This window comes from Streptomyces sp. NPDC014995 (genome assembly GCF_043080745.1).
Classification (GTDB): domain Bacteria; phylum Actinomycetota; class Actinomycetes; order Streptomycetales; family Streptomycetaceae; genus Streptomyces.
On record NZ_JBIBVX010000003.1, the window covers coordinates 291,446 to 309,903 of the forward strand.

Sequence of the window (18,458 nt, forward strand, 5' to 3'; positions counted from 1 at the left end):
AGAGGCCGTACATATTCGGCTGATCCGGAGCGCGGCAGCGGGTAGAACACCGGTGATGACCACGACCCTGCGGCCGACCGAGCCGCTCCAGCGCGCCGCCGACGGGGGGCTGTCCCGCCGCTACCAGGTGTGCGTGAACAGCCGTCCCGTCGGCGCGATACACCTGTCGACGTCCGCCACCTTCGGGCCCCGCGTCGCCGAGATCAAGGATTTGCGCATCGAGGAGCCGGACCGCGGGCGCGGCCGGGGCACGGTGGCCGCGCTCGCCGCCGAGGAGGTGGCGCGGGGCTGGGGCTGCGGGCGGATCGACCTGAGGGTGCCGGCCGACGCGGAGGCCGCTCTGCGGCTGGCCACCGCGCTCGGATACGTCCACCGCAACCGCGGCCTGGAGAAGCCCCTCGGCAGCGTCGTGCCCGAACTGCCCGCCGGCAGCCGGGCCCGGCCCATGACGGAGGCCGAGTTCGGGCGGTGGTACGAGCAGGCCGTCCCCGAGTACGCCCAGGACTGGCTCGACCGGGGGGTGCCGGAGGACGAGGCGTGGGCCAGATCGCGCCGGGACCACGAGGTGCTGCTGACCCAGGGCCTGGCGACGGAGAACATGCGGTTCAGCGTCCTGGAGCACGAGGACACCCGGGTCGGCGTCCTGTGGGTGTCGTTCGCCGACGCCAAGGCGTTCGTCTTCGACGTCAGAACCGACGAGCCCTTCCGGGGCCGAGGCCACGGCCGGTCGCTGATGCTGCTGGCCGAGGCCCAGGCGGCGGCCGCCGGCAAGCGCGCGATCGGCCTCAACGTCTTCGCCGGGAACACCCCCGCCGAGCGGCTCTACGAGTCACTCGGGTACGTACCGGTGGGGTACTCGCTCTACAAACACCTGCTCTGAGCGCCGGCCCGAGACCGGCTCACGCCCCCTCGGCCAGCAGCCGGTCCGCGATCTCCTCGACGCGCTCGCGCAGCCCTTCCTGGCTCTTGCCGCCGTCGAGACGCTCGCCGCCGATGACGTACGTCGGGGTGCCGGTGACGCCGATCGCCTTGCCCTCGGCCTGGTCGGCGTCCACGATCAGGATGTGCCGCCCGTCGATGAGCGCGGTGTCGAACTCCTCGGCGTCCAGCCCGAGTTCCCCGGCGACCTCGACCAGGAAGGGTTCTCCCTCACGGTCCAGTTCCTCGACCCGGCCGAGCACCGCCTCGACGTACGGCCACCCCTGCCCCTGCTCCGCGGCCTCCTCGGCGGCCTGCGCGGCGGCGAAGGCGTGCTTGTGCTTCTCCAGCGGGAAGTGCCGCAGCCGCAGCTCCAGCCGGTCGCCGTAGCGCTCACGCAGGGCGCGCAGGTCGTCGAGGGCGCTGCGGCAGTCCGGGCACTGCAACTCGCACCAGACGTCGAGGACGACGGCGGGTCGGGCGGGTACGGGTGCCGGGGCGGAGGCCCGGGAGGGGGCCGGGGAGGAGTCGCTCATGCCACCAGTCTCCCAGCCCGGCTCCCACTGCCCCAATCCGGACCGCACGCACCGCTTGTACGGCGCACACTCCTGTACGACGCACACCGCACCTGCGGAGGAGGGGACCCGGAGATGTCCCTGATGTCCGCTCGAACCATGGCCCGGGAGCGTCGCGCAGGTGCAGGATGGAGGGGACGAAGCGCCGCCCTGCCGCGGTGCCGAGCCGAACCGCCCTGCCCGAGTGTGCCGCGTCTGGAGGCCCGGATGATTGCCGAGACCGTCTGTTCCGCCGTCGCCGCGGCCGGCCTGGGCGTCGCCGCGGTCACGGCCTACCGCAAGCGTTTCCTGAAGGCGACGCGCATCGCGGCCTACGCGCTCGTTCCGCTCGGCCTGGTGATGACCGGGGTCGTCGAGTGGATCGCCGGCACCGCCTTCAGCCCGATGGCCTGGGCCGGCTTCGGTGTGCTCGGCGCCGCCTGGGCCCTCTTCGCGACCACCCGGGTCGTGGAGCGCCGCCGCGGCGGCACCCGCAAGGAGCGCAAGGCGGCAGCGCGGTCCGCGCAGGCCGACGCCGTCGCCCCGGTCGCTTCGGCGCCGTCCCTGGGGGCGGGGTCGGGCCAGGGCTCCCGACCGGCCTCCCGGCCCGCCGCGGCACCCCGGGCGACGGCCTCCGACGACTTCAGCGACATCGAGGCCATCCTCAAGAAGCACGGCATATGAAGCGGTGCCGTACCCGACGGATACGGCACCCGCGTCGACGCCGCAGCTGAAACGGCCCTGCACAGGCCGCTCGCCTCGCGACTGAAACGACACAGTCGAGCCGCACACGCGCGGAAGTGATCAAGGCTGGAAGCCGAACTCGCGGAATTCGGCGAAGACCCGCTCAATCCGGGCACGTTGATCGCGTCATGTGTCCTGCCTGCGTCATCATCGCCCGCGAGATGCTGGACACGACACAGAGCGACGCCGCGCCACCTCAGGAGGAACCGCGCGGGTGCCTCTTCGCCCTTTCCCAGCCACCGCTGATGATCTTCCTTGCGGTGATCGGGTGTCTGCTGCTCATGGCTGCGCTGCACGATCTGCTGCTGCTGTGACCGTACCCGCGGTCCCCGGCGCCACCCGCCGGGCCCGCGTCGGCATCGAGGACGTAGACGACCGGTGGCCCTGCCGGCCGATGGCCTTCCCACGCCCGCCTATCTGGCTCCAGACGGCGTTCCCGCCCGACTGCCTGGCGACCGATGGCCTCCCTCGCCCCACTGCCCGGCGCCCGATGGCCTCCCCGCTCGACTGCCCGGATCGGCGGCCTTCGGAATCGGCCGCCTGGGGCGAGGGCCTTTGCGGTCGACGGGGGCCTTGCGGCCGACTGTCTGACGCCGACGGACTGACCGCCTCCGGATCCACGATCTTCCCGCCTTACGGCCGACACCCTCCGCCCGACCACCTGACGGCCTCCCGATCGGTGCCCAGGCGATCGGCGGCCTCGCGGCGATCGGCGGCCTCGATCAGATGGGCGGGGCTCAGACGCGGGATGCGCGTCGTGGATCAGCACCTCGGCCTCGTTCTCCACGGTCACGGTGACGACCTCGGGTCGCCGGCCCGGGGCCTCGCCGCGACCGGTGGCCTCGGTCAGGCGGCCGTGGCTCAGCCCGCGGCCTCCTTGCGGCGCGCTCGGTAGGCGGCGACGTGGAGGCGGTTGCCGCAGGTGCGGCTGTCGCAGTACCGGCGGGAGCGGTTGCGGGAGAGGTCGACGAAGGCGCGTCGGCAGTCCGGGGCCTCGCAGCGCCGCAGCCGCTCCTGTTCCCCGGCCACGACGAAGAAGGCCAGCGCCATCCCGCAGTCGGCCGCCAGGTGGTCGGCGACGGAGGCACCGGGTGCGAAGTAGTGCACGTGCCAGTCGTAGCCGTCGTGATCGGTGAGCCGGGGCGTGGTGCCCGCGGCGGCGACCAGTTCGTTGATCAGTCCGGCGGCGCTACGGGCGTCGGGCGCCGCGAAGATCCCCGCGAACCGCCCGCGGATCTTGCGCACCGCGGACAGGTCGAACTCGGAGAGCACACCGACGTCACTGATCTCGTGCTTTCGTACGAAGTCCTCGAGGGTGGCGACATCCGGCAGCCCGTCCGGAGAGGTGTCGTCCTCCGGTGCGGTGTTCACCAGATCCACCACGGCATCGAGCGCACACCGGGCGTCGTGGGTGATCAGCACGTTTCGCTCCCTGGCCTGGGGGACGGGCGGGCGCCCGCCGATGCTGGCCGATGGTAGCCGCACCGGGCCGTGAAGCCACGGGCGGTCGACGTCCCGCATGCTCGCGAACACGTCGGCGCCGCCCCACGGTGGACCCGTGGCGCGGCGCCGGCGCGTGCCCTATGCGGTTGTACTGGCCCGAGCCGTCTCCCCGAGTGGACGGCGCCGGGCTGCTCAGTGAGAGCCTCGTCCTAGCTTTCCGCCAGGATGTGCGAGAGCTCCTGATCGAGATCGAAATGGCGGTGTTCCGTGCCGGGGGGCACGGCTGCGTCCGTTCGCTTCAGGAAGGATTCCAGGGCCCGCGCCGGGGCCTCGAGCAGGGCCTCGCCCTCGGGGGAGCTCAGGGCGATGCAGACGACGCCCTGACCGTGGCTGCGCGACGGCCAGACGCGGACGTCGCCGGTGCCCGTGGGCCGGTGCAGGCCCTCCGCGAGGAGGTCGCGGGCGAACACCCACTCGACGGTCTCCTCGGCTCCGGTGTGGAAGGTGGCGTGCACGGCGTAGGGGTCGGCCGTGTCGTACCGCAGGCCTGCGGGGACAGGCAGGGAGGACTCGCTCGACACAACGAGGCGCAGGTGCAGCTCGCAGCTGACCGTGGTGTTCATAAGCGCCAGGGCCTTTCGCTCAGTGTGCGCTCGGGGATTCGCACGTCGGCGAAATCGACATGCCACCTACGGTGCCGTTGTAAACCCCTCTGCGTGTTTTGCGTGCCTTTACGTAACTCTTCCGGCCGAGACATCGTTCGAGAAGTACCACCAATACGGTGACGGGAATCTCTCGGGTAGGGTTTGGCCGTATGAATACGGGGAGTGACGAGCCGGGCGAGGTGGCCATGGCGGCGGACGACCAGGAGACCGACGAAGTGACGGAGGAGCACGGGCAGGGGCTCGGCTCCCGGGCGCCGGAGTTCATCAAGGCGCGCCGCATCCTGCACCTGAGCTGGCAGGTCGGGATTTTCATCATCGGCCTCGCGGTCGTGGTCGCCGGCATCATCATGCTGCCGCTGCCCGGACCCGGCTGGATCGTGATCTTCGGTGGCATGGCGATCTGGGCGACCGAGTTCGTCTGGGCCCAGATCGTGCTGGGCTGGACCAAGCGCAAGGTCACCGAGGCGGCCCAGCGTGCCCTGGATCCGAAGGTGCGCCGACGCAACATCATTCTGACGTCCGTCGGCCTCGTGATCATCGCGGTGATCACGGGCGTCTACGTGTGGAAGTTCGGCTTCGAGATGCCGTGGAAGATCAAGGACCAGTGATCTACGGCGGGCGTGAGGATCGGCCGACCGTGGTCACAGGCACCCCCTGACTTGGGGTAATCTTCTTCCTGCGTCCGGGCGATTAGCTCAGTGGGAGAGCGCTTCGTTCACACCGAAGAGGTCACTGGTTCGAACCCAGTATCGCCCACCCGGAACGGCGGCCCGTCTGCGACAGAGCAGACGGGCCGCCGTCGTCGTAGGGCGGCGCGATGAGGTGCCGTCGCCAGCCTGCCGACAGGGGCCGTCGCCGGCCCCTGTCGGCGTCGTGAGCCTGTCGACGGGGTGCCTTGACAGCCTCTCGTCGGCGTCGCGGTGCCGCCGACGAGAGGCTGGGCCGACGGTCACGACGGCCCCACGGCAGGAGACTCGCGACGGTTCCACGGCGGCTGACCCACGACGGCCCCACGACAGCCCTACGGCAGTTGACCTCGAAGAGCGAGGCCTCCGGCCGGAAGGAAAGTGCTCCACGGCCGCCGAATCGATCCAAGCCGCACCGACGACTCGCCGAGGGGCTTCACCAGACCGAGCCGGGCGCGGCCTCGCGCCGGCACCCCTGATGAGCTCCCAGCGGGATCCTGGCGCGGCGCGGCGCGTTGCCGCAGGCCGTGGGCGTGCTCCCGCCGGGATCCCGGGTGCGCTCCCGCCGCCGCCCCTCACGCCCTCGCGATGGGCCCCTCACGTCCCTCCCGCCGGCGCCCCCGGCGCTACCCCGGCACGACCTCCAACTGCGCCCCGTCCCGGCCCCGTCCCGCACGTCCAGCCCCACCGCTCCGGGCGGATTTCAGTCCCTCGCCATGGTTCCGCGCACGCCCACTCGCCGTCCGGGAAGCCGAACAACCGTCTCTGACCTGCGAGTTCACCCCGTTCGTGACAGCGCATCAGCCCGGCGGCACCCCGTCGACCCGCACCCGCCCCGCAAGAAATTCCTGTCCGAATCATTGACGCTCCCTCAGCCCCCTCGTACCTTGTGCCAGCAAGCGCTTTCTTGAAACGATTCATGCCAGTGACAGCGACGCTGCGGGGAGGCCGACTGTGGGAACCAGCGGGAACATCGAGAGGCGAACGATCCTGAAGGCGGCGGGGGCCACGGCGGCCACGCTCGGCCTGGCCGCGACCACGGGCTGCGGGGGGAACGGAGGCACGTCCTCCGACGGGACGGTGACGATCCGTTACTCCTGGTGGGGTGCCGACGAGCGGGCCAAGCGGATCAACGAGTCCATCAAGCTCTTCGAGAAGAAGTACCCGAAGATCAAGGTGAAGACGGACTTCCAGGACTACCTCTCTTTCTGGGAGAAGTTCCAGACCCAGGCCGCGGGCGGGAATCCGCCGGACGTTTTCCAGAACGCAGTCGGTTTTCTTCGGAAGTACGACAAAAGAGGAATACTGCTGGACCTCAAGTCCCAGATCGACGCGGGGAATCTGAGCCTCGACAACTTCCGTGAGGGCGTCACCACGGTCGGCGAGGTCGACGGAAAGCAGCTCGGCATTCCCGTCGGCTCCAACACCATGGCGCTGGTCATCGACAAGAAGGTCTTCGCGAAGGCCGGCGTCGAGCCGAAGCCGGGCTGGACCTGGGACGAGTACTTCAAGGCCCTGAAGACGATCCACGACAAGACGAAGGTCGCGGGCGACACGGGCTACCACAGCATCATGTACCTGTACGACCTGTACCTCCGGCAGAACGGAAAGGCGTTCTTCTCCGAGGACGGACTCGGTTTCGAGCAGGCCGATCTGACCGAGTGGTGGACGGACGCCTTCAACCGCGTCAAGGCGGGCATCATCACCGACCCGAAGATCGTCGAGCAGGACAAGCCCAAGTCCTCCCTGGCCGCCGGTCACGGCGCCTCGGAATTCACCTGGGACAACTTCACGGTCCGTTATGCCGCGGAGGGCGACAGCGAGTACGGCCTCGCGCCGATCCCCACCACCGACGGCAAGAACACCGGCCAGTACCTCGCCTCCCTGATGCTGAGCGCCTCCGCGCGCACCAAGCACCCCAAGGAAGTGGCCCAGTTCATCAACTTCATGGTCCACGACCCCGAGGTCGGCAAGATCATGGGCTACGACCGCGGCATCCTCGCCAGCACCGAGCAGTACGAGGCGTACAAGCCGACCGAGGCGATCGGCCAGGAGATCGCGAAGTACGAAGAGGACACCGCCAAGGCCGGCGTCCTCGGCAAGATCACCCCGCACCCGGCCGGTGCCGACACCGTCGAGGCCGCCTTCCTGCGGATCGGCGGGGACATGGCCACGGGCAAGACCAAGGTCTCCGACGCCGTGAAGCAGTTCTTCTCCGAGGCCGAGGCCGCCTTCCAAGCCTGATTGCCTGATTGGGAACCCCCGTGACGCTCGTCAAGGACTCACCTCTCGACACCCGGAAGGCACGGCCCGTCGCCCCCGCCGCCGTCAAGCGGCGGGGCCGCCGGGAGAACCTCGCCGGTTACCTCTTCATGTCCCCGTGGATCGCGGGCTTCCTGCTCCTGACCGCGGGCCCGATGGCCGCCTCGCTGTACTTCGCGTTCACCGACTACAACCTTTTCAACTCCCCGCAGTGGATCGGCTTCGACAACTTCACGCGGATGCTCGACGACCCGCGCTGGCAGAAGTCGGTCGAGGTGACGGCGAAGTACGTCGTCATCGGCACCCCGCTCAAACTGCTCCTGGCCCTCGGCGTGGCCCTGCTGCTCGCGCAGAGCCGGCGAGGCCAGGCCTTCTACCGGGCCGCCTTCTACGCGCCCTCGCTGATCGGCGCGAGCGTCTCCGTCGGCTTCGTCTGGCGGGCGCTCTTCTCCGACGAGGCCATCGTGGACCAGGGCCTGTCCGTCTTCGGCGTGAACGTCGGCGGCTGGGTCGGCAACCCCGACTGGGTCCTCTACTCTCTCGTCGCCCTGACGGTCTGGCAGTTCGGCGCCCCGATGGTCATCTTCCTCGCCGGCCTCAAGCAGGTGCCGCAGAGCCTGTACGAGGCGGCCGAGATGGACGGCGCCGGACCCTTCCGCAGGTTCTGGAACATCACGCTCCCGATGATCTCCCCGGTGCTGTTCTTCAACGTGCTGCTGGAGACCATCCACTCGTTCCAGATCTTCGGCTCCGCCTACGTCGTCTCGAACCAGTCCTGCGGACCGGCCGACGCCACGCTCGTCTACACCTGCTACCTGTACCAGAAGGGCTTCAAGGAGTCCCAGATGGGCTTCGCCTCCGCGATGGCCTGGATGCTGCTCCTCGCCGTGGCCCTCGTCACCGCCGTCCTCTTCTGGTCGCAGAAGAAGTGGGTGCACTACGAGGAGGACGCCCGATGAGCGCCACCACGTCCACCACGCCGCCCGCCCTCCACAAGGCGTCCGGTCTCGGCCGCAGGCGCGCGGGCTCGCTCGTCTGGCACCTCGGCTCCGTGCTGGTCCTGGCCGTCGTCCTCTATCCCGTGGTCTGGGTCATCGGCGCCTCGTTCAAGCCCAGCCGGGAGATCGTCGGCAGCCTGGAGCTGTTCCCGACGGATCCGATCGTGGCCAACTTCAAGGGCCTCGCCGACGGCATCGCCGACATCTCGATCGCGACGTTCTTCCAGAACTCCCTGTACTACGCGCTCGGCTCGGTCGTCGGCATCCTCGTCTCCTGCTCGCTGACGGCGTACGCCTTCGCCAAGATCAGGTTCGCCGGCCGCAACCTGATGTTCTCGCTGATGATCGGCACGCTGCTGCTGCCGTACCACGTACTGCTCATCCCGCAGTACGTGATGTTCCAGAAGATGGAGCTCATCAACACCTACGTCCCGCTGCTGATCGGCAAGTACCTGGCCACGGAGGCGTTCTTCGTCTTCCTCATGGTGCAGTTCATGCGGAACCTGCCGAGGGAGCTGGACGAGGCGGCCCGCCTCGACGGGTGCGGTCATTTGCGGATCTACTGGTCGATCGTGCTGCCGCTGTGCCGTCCGGCGCTCATCACCAGTGCGATCTTCACCTTCATCAACGCCTGGAACGACTTCATGGGCCCGCTGATCTACCTCAACGAGCCCGGCAAGTACACCGTCTCCCTCGGCATGATGATGTTCCGCGACCAGGAGAGCGTCGCCAACTACGGCGGCATGATCGCGATGTCGCTGGTCGCGCTGCTGCCGGTGCTGCTGTTCTTCCTCGCCTTCCAGCGGTACCTCATCGACGGTATGGCGACCTCCGGACTGAAGGGCTGAGGCGGGTCACACCATGGCCGAAGCGCGCGTGAAAGCCCCTAAGGAGTCCGCCTACGCCGAGCGGTTCGGTGTGTTCGCCGAGTGCCTGCTCACCGGAGTGTGGATCGCGGTGGCCTCGGTGGGGGTGGTGACCTATCCGGCCGCCTTCGCCGCCGGGGCCCGGCATCTGCGCCGCCGTACCGCTCACGAGGCGGGCGGCTGGCGGGAGTTCGTCGCCGACTTCCGGGCGGCGGTGCGCGGGGGGTGGCTCGCCGGGCTCGCCGGATGGGGGGCGGCGGCCGCGGTCTGGGTCGACGTGCAGGCAGCGCGGGCCGGAATCCCCGGCGGGCCGCTCGTCGGGGCCGTGGGCCTGTTCGCGCTGATCGGGTTCGCGGTCGCCGGGATGCGCGCGGCCGCGGTCTGGGCGCCGGGCGACTCCTGGCGCTCCCTGCTCGCGCGGGCCGGCCGCCGAACCGTGCTGGACCCCGCCGGATCCTTTCTGCTCACTGCCGGGCTGGCCGTGGTCGCCCTGTCCGGCTGGTTCGTCGCACCGCTGGCGGTCCCCGTCCTGGGGGCCGTCGCGGCGGCGGCCGTCGCCGTCGAGGAGCGCTACCGGCACCGCTGACGGGCGGTGCCCCCGCTACCGGGTCGGCGCCCCGCGCGCCGTACCTCTTTCTGCCATGCCCCTGACCACCCCGTATCCCGCACGGACAGGAAAGGCTGCATCTCTATGTCTCCCATCCCCCGCAGGTCCGTCCTCAAGGCGGCGGCCGTCGCCGGAGCCGCCGCCCAGTTCAGCTGGGCGCTAGGGGCCAAGGACGCCGAGGCCGCCCCGAGAGCCGAGCCCGCCGGTGCGGATCCGGTGACCCTGGACTGGCTGGAGGACGGCGGCCTCGGCGCCGCTCCCGGCTCCACCCTCGGTGTGCCCTGGCCGATGGGCACCTACCAGGAGGACCAGACCTTCGCGCTGACGGACGCCGACGGCAAGGACGTGCCCGTACAGTCCTGGCCCATCGCCTACTGGCCGGACGGGTCCCTGAAGTGGACCGCCCACGCCGTCAGCTCCGGCACCGGCAAACTCACCCTCACCGCCGGCGCCCCGGCCGCCCCCGCCAAGAAGGTCACCGTCGACAAGAGCGGCGGCACCATCGACGTCTCCACCGGTGTCATCACCGCGAAGATCGGCAAGTCCGGCGCCACCCTCGTCAAGTCGGTCACCCGCGGCTCCACCGAGATCGCCCGTAACGGCCGCCTGGTGCTCATCCGGCAGCCCGAGATCGAGGACGAGGACCAGGGCACGGTCAAGACCGAGCGCTTCGACGGCGCCATCTCCGAGGTCACCGTCGAACAGGAGGGCCCGGTCCGCGCGGTCGTCCGCATCGACGGCAAGCACCGCAAGGGCAGCCGCAGCTGGCTGCCGTTCTCCATCCGCCTCTACTTCTACGCCGGCGCCGACTCCTTCCGCATGGTGCACACCATCACCTACGACGGCACCCAGGAGCCCGGCAAGGCCAGCGGCGACTTCATCCGCGGCCTCGGCGTCCGCTTCTCCGTCCCCCTGCGCGACGAGTCCTACGACCGCCACATCCGCATCGGCGGCGAGGGCACCGGTCTGCTCCGTGAGGCCGTCAAGGGCATCACCGGTCTGCGCCGCGACCCGGGCGCGGCCGTCCAGGCCGCCCAGTACGAGGGCAAGAAGCTCCCCGACCCCGCCACCTGGGACCAGCGGGTCACCACCCGCCTCCAGTACATCCCCGAGTGGGGCGACTACACCCTCTCCCAGCTCTCCGCCGACGGCTTCACCCTGCGCAAGCGCACCAAGAAGGGCTACGGCTGGATCGGCGCCGGCGGCGGCAAGCGGGCCTCCGGGTTCGGGTACGTCGGCGGCGTGAGCGGCGGATTCTCCTTCGGCCTCCGTGACTTCTGGGAAAAGTTCCCGGCCCAGCTCGACATCCGTGACGCGCACACCGACGAGGCCGAGGTCACCCTCTGGCTCTGGTCGCCCGAGGCGCAGCCCATGGACCTGCGCTTCTACCACGACGGTATGGGCCAGGACACCTTCCCCGAGCAGCTCGAAGGCCTCAACATCACCTACGAGGACTACGAGCCCGGCTTCGGCACCCCCTACGGCATCGCCCGTACCTCCGAACTCCTCTTCTGGGCCAACGACTCCACCCCCAGCCCCGAGAAGCTCGCCGAACAGGTCGAGGCCGTCCGCGTACTGCCCCAGCTCGCCGCCCCGCCCAAGCAGCTCATCAGGGCCAAGGTCTTCGGCCCCGGCCTGTACTCCGAGCCCGACCGCTCCACCCCGGCCAAGGCCAGGATCGAGGACCACCTCGACTTCCTCTTCACCTACTACAAGGACCAGGTGGAGATGCGCCGTTGGTACGGCTTCTGGGACTACGGCGACATCATGCACACGTACGACACCGTCCGGCACCAGTGGCGGTACGACATCGGCGGCTACGCCTGGGACAACTCGGAGCTGTCGCCGGACCTGTGGCTGTGGTTCGCGTATCTCCGCTCCGGCCGCGCGGACGTCTTCCGCTTCGCCGAGGCGATGACCCGCCACACCGGCGAGGTCGACGTCTACCACCTCGGCCAGTGGGCGGGCCTCGGCACCCGGCACGGCGTGCAGCACTACGCCGACAGCGCCAAGCAGCAGCGCATCGCCAACACCACCTACCGCCGCTACTACTACTTCCTCACCGCCGACGAGCGCGTCGGCGACCTCATGCACGCCAACGTCGACTCCGACGAGACCTTCCTCGTCCTCGACCCGATCCGCAAGATCCGCACCGAGCCGTACACCCCCGACCGGCACGCCCTGTCGATCGGCTTCGGCACCGACTGGAGCGGCCTGGTCTCCGCGTGGCTCACCGAGTGGGAGCGCAAGGGCCCCAAGTGGGAGAAGGCCAAGGCGCGCGTCCTGTCGACCATGGAGACGATCGCCGCCCAGCCCAACGGCTTCGTGCAGGGCACCGGCCTGTACGACCTGGACACGGGCCGGTTCGCCATCGCCGACAAGCCGGTCGTGGGCGTCTCGCACCTCTCGGCCGTCTTCGGCCTCAACGAACTGTGCGCCGAGCTCATCCACCTCGTCGACATGCCGAAGTTCAACGAGGCGTACTACGACTACTGCCGCTACTTCAACGCCACCAAGGCGGAGCAGGCGGCCCGGTACGGCTCCAACTTCGGCACGCTGCTGCTCTTCCAGGGCCACTCGCGTCTCGACGCGTACGCGGCCGTGCAGACCGGGGACGAGAAGCTCGCCAAGCGGGCGTGGGACAAGTTCTACAACTCCGACGGATACAAGGAGTCCGCGCCCTGGAAGACGGAGCGGCTGAGCGGCCCCGCCACCCTGGTACCGGGCAGCGAGGCCACCTGGGTGTCCACCAACGACACCGCGCTGTACGGCCTCGCCGCCATCGAGAACCTGGCGCTCCTCGGCGACAAGATGCCCTCGTAGGGGCCTAGGTCATCCTCCCCAGCACCTCCCGCACTCGCCGTGCGTCACGCAGCCGCCGCTCGTAGGTGGCACCCAGCGCGAGCAGCAGCAGACCGGCGAGTGCGGGAGGCATCCACCGCGGGAGGAGACCGGCGACCTGGGCGAGGTACGGCGCGAGCTCGTGCAGCGCGTCCAGGGCCAGGACCGAGGCGCCCAGCGTGAGGGGCGCCTGGAGGCGGTGCCGGGCGCCCAGCAGGGTGACCAGCAGGGCCGTCGCGCCCAGCAGCAGTGGGCGCGTCCACTGCGGGTCGCCCCAGGCCGCGGCGAGGCTCGGCAGGAGCGTGGCGGCGAGTCCGGGGCCGTACGCCGTCCAGGACGAGGTCAGCGGGTCGCGGTGCCGGCGCCAGGCGCCGACGACCAGGGCCGCGGCGGTCACGGGGAGGGTGTACGCCTCGGGCGTGGTGACGTCCCAGGCGGCCAGCCGGACCCAGGTGGCCAGGAGGAACAGGACGGTGGCCGCGTAGCCGACCCGCCGGCGGTCGGCGCGGACCGCCGTGGCCGCGGTGATCACAGCGCACAGGGCCAGCACCAGGGCCAGCATCGGCGGATCGGTCACCGCCAGACCCATGGCGAGCAGGCCGGCGGCCGCCCCCGTCACCTCGACCGGCACGGTCGCCGGGGACTGTCCGAGCCGGGCGGCGAGCAGGGCCGCGGCCACGGGGACCGTGAGCACCAGCAGCGCCGTGTGCGGCGGCGGCCAGTTCGCGGCCGCGCCCGTCGCGCAGGCCAGCGCGGCGGCGTACCCGAGCGCGGCCGGGGCCGTGACCGGGGTGAGGCGAGGCCGCGCGGACACGGTCACGAACAGCGCGGTCAGGGCCGCCAGCACGGTCAGGGTCGCGCTCTGCGTGGCCAGGGAGAGGAAGGCGAGGTTGAACGAGGTGCCCAGGGCGAGGGTGGTGGCGGTCCACGGTGTGGGCAGGAAGGCCGCCGCCGCGGTCAGGACGCCCAGAACCAGCAGCGTGGCCACGTAGGAGAAGGCGAAGGCCGCCGGAACGGCCACGCCCGCCGCCCACCCCAGGCCCAGCGCGGCTGTCAGCGCCCGCGGCCGCCAGGTCTCGTCCCGGACGGCCGAGGCGAGCACCGCGGCGACGACCACCAGGACGAGCAGCGCCTGTGCCGTGTACGGCGGCCACGGCATGTGGACCGTCACCGCGGCGCGGGCGTCCGACGGCTCGCCCGACCAGGGCCGCTCCACCCAGCCGAGCGGGCCCAGCACGGTGACGAGGACCAGCGGGACGGCCCACAGCAGCGCCAGCGCCTGCACCGCGACGCAGGCCCGGGCGAGACCGTGCCGTACGGACTCGGGGAGCCCGGTTCGTACCGCCGCCAGCAGAACGATGCCGCAGGCCAGGTGGGCGGGGACGGCCCAGCCGTCGGGCAGCGCCGTCCGCAGCGGGCCGCCGCCCGCCGCCACCAGCAGCAGACCGCCGGTGAACGCGGTCGCCCTCGCGACGGCCGGCTTCGGCAGCCGCGGCGCGGCGCCCAGCGCGATGGCCGCCGCGAGGGCGAGGAGCGCCGCCGCACGGGTGGCGGCGCTCGGACCGGCGGCCGTCCAGGACAGCCAGCCGGCCGCCAGAACCCCACCGCCACCCAGGCCGCAGGCCCCGGCGGCGGCGGTGACCCGCACGGCACGGGCGCTCACGCGGAGCGCGACGACCGTGTCGAGGCCGGAGGTCACCAGCAGCGCCACCGCGACGGCGTACGGGTCCGCTCCGGTCGCGAAAGCCGTGAGGGGCAAGGGGAGTTGGGCCGCGACCAGCGCGGCGGGCAGGGGCAGGCGCAGGGCGTCGAGGCCGCGGCCGTAGAGCGCCCACAGACCCGCCAGGACCGCCGCCGCGACCGCCGCGTACCCCGTGCCGTCGGTGCCGGTCAGCGCCGCCTCGTGCAGCGCGTAGGCGTCCAGCACGGTCAGTGCCAGTCCCAGGCCCGCCAGCGACTCCGCGGTCGAGCGCAGCCCGCGCCTCAGCAGGGGCACCGGCGCGGCGAGCACGGCCAGCGTGACCGTGCCGAGCACCAGGGCCCGCCCGGCGATCCCCAGATGACCCCAGCTGACCAGCGTGAACGCGATCGCCGCGATGGTGAGCAGGATGCCGCCCAGCAGCAGGAGGACGTTCTGCACCCGTGGGGCGGTCGCCTCGGGGCGCACTGCGGCGGGGGACGGCCGTACCGGCTGCCGCGGCTGCTGGAGCGCGGCGACCAGCCAGGCGCGGCGAGTCAGCAACTGGGCCCGGCGGGCGTCCAGTTGCCACAGCTCGGCATCGACGAGCCGCAGCTCCTCGGCCGGGGACGGAATGTGCGTCATGGATCGGAGTGTGGCCCGCGTCACGTCGTACGGCATGAGCGCGGCTACTCAGAACGTACTCAGATCCCCGCCCGGGTACCGGCACACTCGGCCCATGGACTGGACGCACTACCGCTTCCGCAGCCTGTGGCCCCTGCCCGCGCCCCCCGCCGCCGTCTTCGGGGCCCTGGAACGGCCCGAGGACTACCCCCGCTGGTGGCCCCAGGTCCGGGAGGTGACCCGGCTCGACGACGTCACCGGCGTCATCACGATCCGCTCGCTCCTGCCGTACGCCATGACCTTCACCGCGCGCGAGGTGCGGCGCGATGCCGGGGCCGGGGTGCTGGAGGTCGCGCTGTCCGGGGACATCGAGGGCTGGGCGCGCTGGACGGTCACCGCGGCCGGGTCCGGCACACTCGCCCGCTACGACCAGGTCGTCCACGTGAACAAGCCACCGCTCAGGCGGTTCGCCGTGCCGGGGCGGCCGGTCTTCCGCGCCAACCACCGGCTGATGATGCGCGCCGGACGACGAGGGCTCGCGGCGTACCTGCAAGCGGTTTGAAGGAAGCCCGCGGGGACCTGTATTGTTCAGTGCGTTCCCGGGCGATTAGCTCAGTGGGAGAGCGCTTCGTTCACACCGAAGAGGTCACTGGTTCGAACCCAGTATCGCCCACCGGGAAAGGCCGGTCCGCACCACGCGGGCCGGCCTTCTTCATGCCGCCGACCCCCTGTCCGCCGCCGTCGGCAGCGCCGGGCGCAGCGGCCACGACGTGTCCACGACCTCCGGCGAGCCACTGCGCGCGAACCACGCCTGAAGCCCGCGCGCCTGCGCCGCGTGCCAGGACGTCTGCAACGAGTGCAGTTCGGCGGGGGAGAGACGCTCCAGCCGGGCCGCGAACCGCCGGCCCAGGGCCCGTACGACCTCCAGCGCGGCCACCGCGTCCGCGGCCGCGTCGTGCGCGTCGGCCAGCGGCACGTCGTAGTGCGCGCACAGGTCGGTGAGCGTGCGGCGCCCCTTGCGGTAGCGGTCCAGGTGCTTGTCCAGCACCCGTGGGTCCAGCACCCGCAGCGGCGCCGGCTCCAGCCAGTGGGCCAGTGAGGAGGCGCGGTGCCGGCGCAGCTCGCGGTCGAGCAGCGTCAGGTCGAACGGCGCGTTCATCACCACCAACGCCCGTCCCGCCGCCGCCTGTTCGGCGAGCAGCTCGGCTATCTCGTACATCACCGGCGCCGGCCAGCGGCCGTTGCGGTGCAGATGTTCCTCCGTCAGCCCGTGCACCGCCGTCGCCTCGGCGGGCACCGGCACGCCCGGATTCACCAGCCAGCGGCTCACCCGCGGCCGGACGCCCGGCGCGTCCTGGACGACGAGCGCGGCCGACACGATCCGGTCGGTCTCGACGTCCACTCCTGTCGTCTCCGTGTCGAACGCCGCCAAAGGGCCCTCGTACCAGCACGCCATAGCTCACAACCCCTCGTCCACCCATGGCAGCTGACGCCCCGTCTTCTGCCTGTTTGGTGATACCCGGGCTGTTTGCGCCGTACGCCGGGAGGACACAACAGGAGTACGGGTCTTTGCAGTTCAGGGGCTCGACGCGGAACTCACTCGGCCCCCGGTGCGGGGATCCTCTTTGCTTGGAAGGCTGTTGGTCATGGCGATAGCGCAGCCCGAGCGGGGCGGGCTGCTGCCCGAGCGTGCGGACCCCCGCCGCGGCACACTCGCCACCACCGCCTGTATGGAGACACTGCAGGTCGGTTACCTCCACGCGGTCGCGGCGGCCGCCGGCTGCTCGCTGTCCCAGCCCTTTCCGGACAACGGCATCGACTGGCACGTCAGCCACAGCGCGCCCGGGCACACCGTCGACGACGAGGTGACCATCAAGGTGCAGCTGAAGGCGACCTACCAGATCCCGCCGAACCCGCCCGGCCGGTCCTTCTCCTTCACGCTCGACAACGAACACCTGAGGAAACTCGCCCGCACCCCGGTGTCGGTGCACAAGATCCTCGTCGTGATGATCGTCCCCCGGTCCCGGGACCAGTGGCTGCGGGCCGGCCACGACCGGCTCGACCTCCGGCACTGCTGCTACTGGGTCAACCTGGCCGGCCACCCGATCACCGGTCGGACCCGGACCACCGTGCGGATACCGACCTCACGCGTCTTCGACGACCGGGCCCTGTGCGAGATCATGACGCGGGTCGGTACGGGAGGCAGACCATGACGCACCGCCCCCTCGACGAACCCCTGCGGCCGGTACGGCCCCACCCCGCCGGGACCGCCTGGGACCGTCCCCCCGACCCGGGGGAGGTCGACCCGGCAGTCCTCGGCGCCCTCCTGCGCCGGCACGGCTGGCAGCGGCGCGGCGGCGCCGCCGGACGCTACGGCCGCTGGACCCCGCCCGGTCCCGGCGGCAGCGGCACCAGCCTGCTCGTGCCCGAGAGCCGTGCCTTCCCCGACAGCGACGACCTGCTCGGCGAAGCCCTCCAGGCGCTGGCCCGCAGCCAGACCCCGGCCGCGCGCGAGGTGCTGGTCGGCCTCGCCGTGCCCAGCGACGAGATCCGCTGGTGGCGGGACACCCCGACCGGCCCGGCCGAGACCGCCGGGGCCGCCGGGGCCGCCTCCTGGGCCGTCGAGGAACAACTGCGCGGCGCCGCCCGGCAGATGCTCCTCGCCGGCGCGCTCGCCACCCGCGCGCGTGCCGGCTACTACGGCGCCCGGCACCGGCGCACGGCCGGCGCGATGCTGGAGACCGTCCTCGTCGGCTCCGCGGCCGGCGGCCGCCACCTGACCGCGTTCACCCCCGTCGCCACCGCCCGCCCCCTCGCCGTACGCCTCCACCAGGCGCTGTACGCCGTCCGCGAGGCCGTCGACTACCAGCGGGCCACCGGCGGCATGGACGCCTTCGACGGCGCGGTGGAGGCCGGCGCCAGCCGCGAGCTGACCGAGGCGCTGATCGCCCTCGTCCGGGGCACCGAGGGCGCCCGCGTCGCCGTCGAGTGGGCGCCCGCGGCGGGGGTCCCCGAGGACTGCGCCGCCGACGACGAACCCGTGGAGTTCTCGCCCGGCGACCTGCCCGCGCTGCGCGAGGCCGGCGCCCGCTACCTCCGCGCGGAACCCTCCGTGCCCGTGCGGATCACCGGCACGGTGGTGCGGATGCGCAGGTCGGGGCCGCGCGGCGAGGGCAGCGTACGGCTGCGGGTGCTCGCCGGGGCCGAGATCCCGCACGTCCGGCTCACCCTCGACGAGGAGGACTACCGCATCGCCGGCCAGGCCCACCTGGTGGGAGTGCCGGTGCGGGTGCGGGGGCGGCTGGAGAGCGGGGGCGGGTTCCGCAGGATCACCGGCGCCTGCGAGGTCGTACCCGTACAGGTGGACGAGGCCGAGCGGGACCGGCTGATGAAGTCGCTCCAGGAGAATCTGGACTTCTTCGAGGAGGCCTGCGGAGGGGACTGAGGCGCGGGCGGGCCGGACGGCGCGCGGGGGTGAGGTCATCCGTTTCGCGGTCGGGGCGCCCGGGTCGGTACGATCCGGTATTGCGCGCGCTCCCGGTATGGCGCCGCACCCGCCTTCAGTCAGGAGA

Annotated in this window: 17 protein-coding genes and 2 tRNA genes; 14 read left to right on the top strand and 5 right to left on the bottom strand. The window is 71.5% G+C overall.

Annotation, left to right across the window (positions count from 1 at the left end; translation table 11 throughout):
• Positions 1 to 55 precede the first annotated feature (55 nt).
• A complete protein-coding gene (locus ACF1A1_RS08775; RefSeq protein WP_391646896.1) occupies positions 56 to 880 on the top strand; it encodes a GNAT family N-acetyltransferase in 825 nt (274 codons plus the stop codon).
• A 19-nt stretch (positions 881 to 899) separates the two neighbouring features.
• Here the strand turns inward: ACF1A1_RS08775 and ACF1A1_RS08780 are convergent, their stop codons facing one another.
• Positions 900 to 1,454, bottom strand: coding sequence for a DsbA family protein (locus ACF1A1_RS08780; protein WP_391646898.1), 555 nt, complete (start codon positions 1,452 to 1,454; stop codon positions 900 to 902).
• A 246-nt stretch (positions 1,455 to 1,700) separates the two neighbouring features.
• Here ACF1A1_RS08780 and ACF1A1_RS08785 point away from each other — a divergent pair, with 246 nt between their 5' ends.
• The gene (locus ACF1A1_RS08785) at positions 1,701 to 2,156 is read left to right on the top strand and encodes a hypothetical protein (protein WP_391646900.1); all 456 of its coding nucleotides are present in this window, start codon (positions 1,701 to 1,703) and stop codon (positions 2,154 to 2,156) included.
• Positions 2,157 to 2,344: 188 nt separating this feature from the next.
• Positions 2,345 to 2,530: a hypothetical protein gene (locus ACF1A1_RS08790; RefSeq protein WP_391647214.1), complete on the top strand. Its 186-nt coding sequence runs from the start codon at positions 2,345 to 2,347 to the stop codon at positions 2,528 to 2,530.
• Between the two features lie 547 nt (positions 2,531 to 3,077).
• Here the strand turns inward: ACF1A1_RS08790 and ACF1A1_RS08795 are convergent.
• On the bottom strand, positions 3,078 to 3,638 hold the full coding sequence (locus tag ACF1A1_RS08795; RefSeq protein ID WP_391646901.1) for a CGNR zinc finger domain-containing protein: 561 nt from the start codon (positions 3,636 to 3,638) through the stop codon (positions 3,078 to 3,080).
• A 230-nt stretch (positions 3,639 to 3,868) separates the two neighbouring features.
• Positions 3,869 to 4,282: an SsgA family sporulation/cell division regulator gene (locus tag ACF1A1_RS08800; protein WP_004002642.1), complete on the bottom strand. Its 414-nt coding sequence runs from the start codon at positions 4,280 to 4,282 to the stop codon at positions 3,869 to 3,871.
• A 191-nt stretch (positions 4,283 to 4,473) separates the two neighbouring features.
• Between ACF1A1_RS08800 and ACF1A1_RS08805 the strand changes: the two genes are divergently transcribed.
• The 7 genes from ACF1A1_RS08805 to ACF1A1_RS08835 all read left to right on the top strand — a co-directional run bounded on the left by ACF1A1_RS08805 (position 4,474) and on the right by ACF1A1_RS08835 (position 12,566).
• On the top strand, positions 4,474 to 4,932 hold the full coding sequence (locus ACF1A1_RS08805; protein WP_391646903.1) for a TIGR02611 family protein: 459 nt from the start codon (positions 4,474 to 4,476) through the stop codon (positions 4,930 to 4,932).
• 76 nt (positions 4,933 to 5,008) lie between these two features.
• Positions 5,009 to 5,080, top strand: a tRNA-Val gene (locus tag ACF1A1_RS08810).
• 884 nt (positions 5,081 to 5,964) lie between these two features.
• A complete protein-coding gene (locus ACF1A1_RS08815; RefSeq protein WP_391646905.1) occupies positions 5,965 to 7,254 on the top strand; it encodes an ABC transporter substrate-binding protein in 1,290 nt (429 codons plus the stop codon).
• 20 nt (positions 7,255 to 7,274) lie between these two features.
• On the top strand, positions 7,275 to 8,231 hold the full coding sequence (locus tag ACF1A1_RS08820) for a carbohydrate ABC transporter permease (protein ID WP_391646907.1): 957 nt from the start codon (positions 7,275 to 7,277) through the stop codon (positions 8,229 to 8,231).
• Positions 8,228 to 9,118, top strand: a complete 891-nt coding sequence (locus ACF1A1_RS08825; RefSeq protein WP_391646909.1) for a carbohydrate ABC transporter permease — start codon at positions 8,228 to 8,230, stop codon at positions 9,116 to 9,118. The genes ACF1A1_RS08820 and ACF1A1_RS08825 overlap by 4 nt, the downstream gene beginning before the upstream one ends.
• Positions 9,119 to 9,131: 13 nt before the next feature.
• The gene (locus ACF1A1_RS08830) at positions 9,132 to 9,722 is read left to right on the top strand and encodes a hypothetical protein (RefSeq protein ID WP_391646911.1); all 591 of its coding nucleotides are present in this window, start codon (positions 9,132 to 9,134) and stop codon (positions 9,720 to 9,722) included.
• Between the two features lie 105 nt (positions 9,723 to 9,827).
• Positions 9,828 to 12,566: a Tat pathway signal sequence domain protein gene (locus ACF1A1_RS08835; RefSeq protein ID WP_391646913.1), complete on the top strand. Its 2,739-nt coding sequence runs from the start codon at positions 9,828 to 9,830 to the stop codon at positions 12,564 to 12,566.
• 4 nt (positions 12,567 to 12,570) lie between these two features.
• Here ACF1A1_RS08835 and ACF1A1_RS08840 read toward each other — a convergent pair whose 3' ends face one another.
• Entirely contained in the window at positions 12,571 to 14,907 is a 2,337-nt protein-coding gene (locus ACF1A1_RS08840; protein WP_391646915.1) for an SCO7613 C-terminal domain-containing membrane protein, read from the bottom strand.
• Between the two features lie 94 nt (positions 14,908 to 15,001).
• Between ACF1A1_RS08840 and ACF1A1_RS08845 the strand changes: the two genes are divergently transcribed.
• Positions 15,002 to 15,448: an SRPBCC family protein gene (locus ACF1A1_RS08845; RefSeq protein WP_391646917.1), complete on the top strand. Its 447-nt coding sequence runs from the start codon at positions 15,002 to 15,004 to the stop codon at positions 15,446 to 15,448.
• Between the two features lie 39 nt (positions 15,449 to 15,487).
• Positions 15,488 to 15,559: transfer RNA gene (locus ACF1A1_RS08850), tRNA-Val, on the top strand.
• Between the two features lie 39 nt (positions 15,560 to 15,598).
• Here the strand turns inward: ACF1A1_RS08850 and ACF1A1_RS08855 are convergent.
• Positions 15,599 to 16,342, bottom strand: a complete 744-nt coding sequence (locus tag ACF1A1_RS08855; RefSeq protein ID WP_391646919.1) for a 3'-5' exonuclease — start codon at positions 16,340 to 16,342, stop codon at positions 15,599 to 15,601.
• 190 nt (positions 16,343 to 16,532) lie between these two features.
• Between ACF1A1_RS08855 and ACF1A1_RS08860 the strand changes: the two genes are divergently transcribed.
• Positions 16,533 to 17,099, top strand: coding sequence for a DUF4365 domain-containing protein (locus tag ACF1A1_RS08860; protein ID WP_391646922.1), 567 nt, complete (start codon positions 16,533 to 16,535; stop codon positions 17,097 to 17,099).
• A complete protein-coding gene (locus ACF1A1_RS08865; protein ID WP_391646924.1) occupies positions 17,096 to 18,331 on the top strand; it encodes a hypothetical protein in 1,236 nt (411 codons plus the stop codon). Before ACF1A1_RS08860 ends, ACF1A1_RS08865 begins: the two co-directional genes overlap by 4 nt.
• Positions 18,332 to 18,458 lie beyond the last annotated feature (127 nt).

What these genes read in the sequence shown, in the direction of transcription:
- ACF1A1_RS08775 (WP_391646896.1), top strand. Translation starts at nt 56, where the DNA reads ATGACCACGACCCTGCGGCCGACCGAGCCGCTCCAGCGCGCCGCCGAC.
- ACF1A1_RS08780 (WP_391646898.1), bottom strand. Translation starts at nt 1,454, where the DNA reads ATGAGCGACTCCTCCCCGGCCCCCTCCCGGGCCTCCGCCCCGGCACCC.
- ACF1A1_RS08785 (WP_391646900.1), top strand. Translation starts at nt 1,701, where the DNA reads ATGATTGCCGAGACCGTCTGTTCCGCCGTCGCCGCGGCCGGCCTGGGC.
- ACF1A1_RS08790 (WP_391647214.1), top strand. Translation starts at nt 2,345, where the DNA reads ATGTGTCCTGCCTGCGTCATCATCGCCCGCGAGATGCTGGACACGACA.
- ACF1A1_RS08800 (WP_004002642.1), bottom strand. Translation starts at nt 4,282, where the DNA reads ATGAACACCACGGTCAGCTGCGAGCTGCACCTGCGCCTCGTTGTGTCG.
- ACF1A1_RS08805 (WP_391646903.1), top strand. Translation starts at nt 4,474, where the DNA reads ATGAATACGGGGAGTGACGAGCCGGGCGAGGTGGCCATGGCGGCGGAC.
- ACF1A1_RS08825 (WP_391646909.1), top strand. Translation starts at nt 8,228, where the DNA reads ATGAGCGCCACCACGTCCACCACGCCGCCCGCCCTCCACAAGGCGTCC.
- ACF1A1_RS08830 (WP_391646911.1), top strand. Translation starts at nt 9,132, where the DNA reads ATGGCCGAAGCGCGCGTGAAAGCCCCTAAGGAGTCCGCCTACGCCGAG.
- ACF1A1_RS08835 (WP_391646913.1), top strand. Translation starts at nt 9,828, where the DNA reads ATGTCTCCCATCCCCCGCAGGTCCGTCCTCAAGGCGGCGGCCGTCGCC.
- ACF1A1_RS08840 (WP_391646915.1), bottom strand. Translation starts at nt 14,907, where the DNA reads ATGACGCACATTCCGTCCCCGGCCGAGGAGCTGCGGCTCGTCGATGCC.
- ACF1A1_RS08845 (WP_391646917.1), top strand. Translation starts at nt 15,002, where the DNA reads ATGGACTGGACGCACTACCGCTTCCGCAGCCTGTGGCCCCTGCCCGCG.
- ACF1A1_RS08855 (WP_391646919.1), bottom strand. Translation starts at nt 16,342, where the DNA reads ATGGCGTGCTGGTACGAGGGCCCTTTGGCGGCGTTCGACACGGAGACG.
- ACF1A1_RS08860 (WP_391646922.1), top strand. Translation starts at nt 16,533, where the DNA reads ATGGCGATAGCGCAGCCCGAGCGGGGCGGGCTGCTGCCCGAGCGTGCG.
- ACF1A1_RS08865 (WP_391646924.1), top strand. Translation starts at nt 17,096, where the DNA reads ATGACGCACCGCCCCCTCGACGAACCCCTGCGGCCGGTACGGCCCCAC.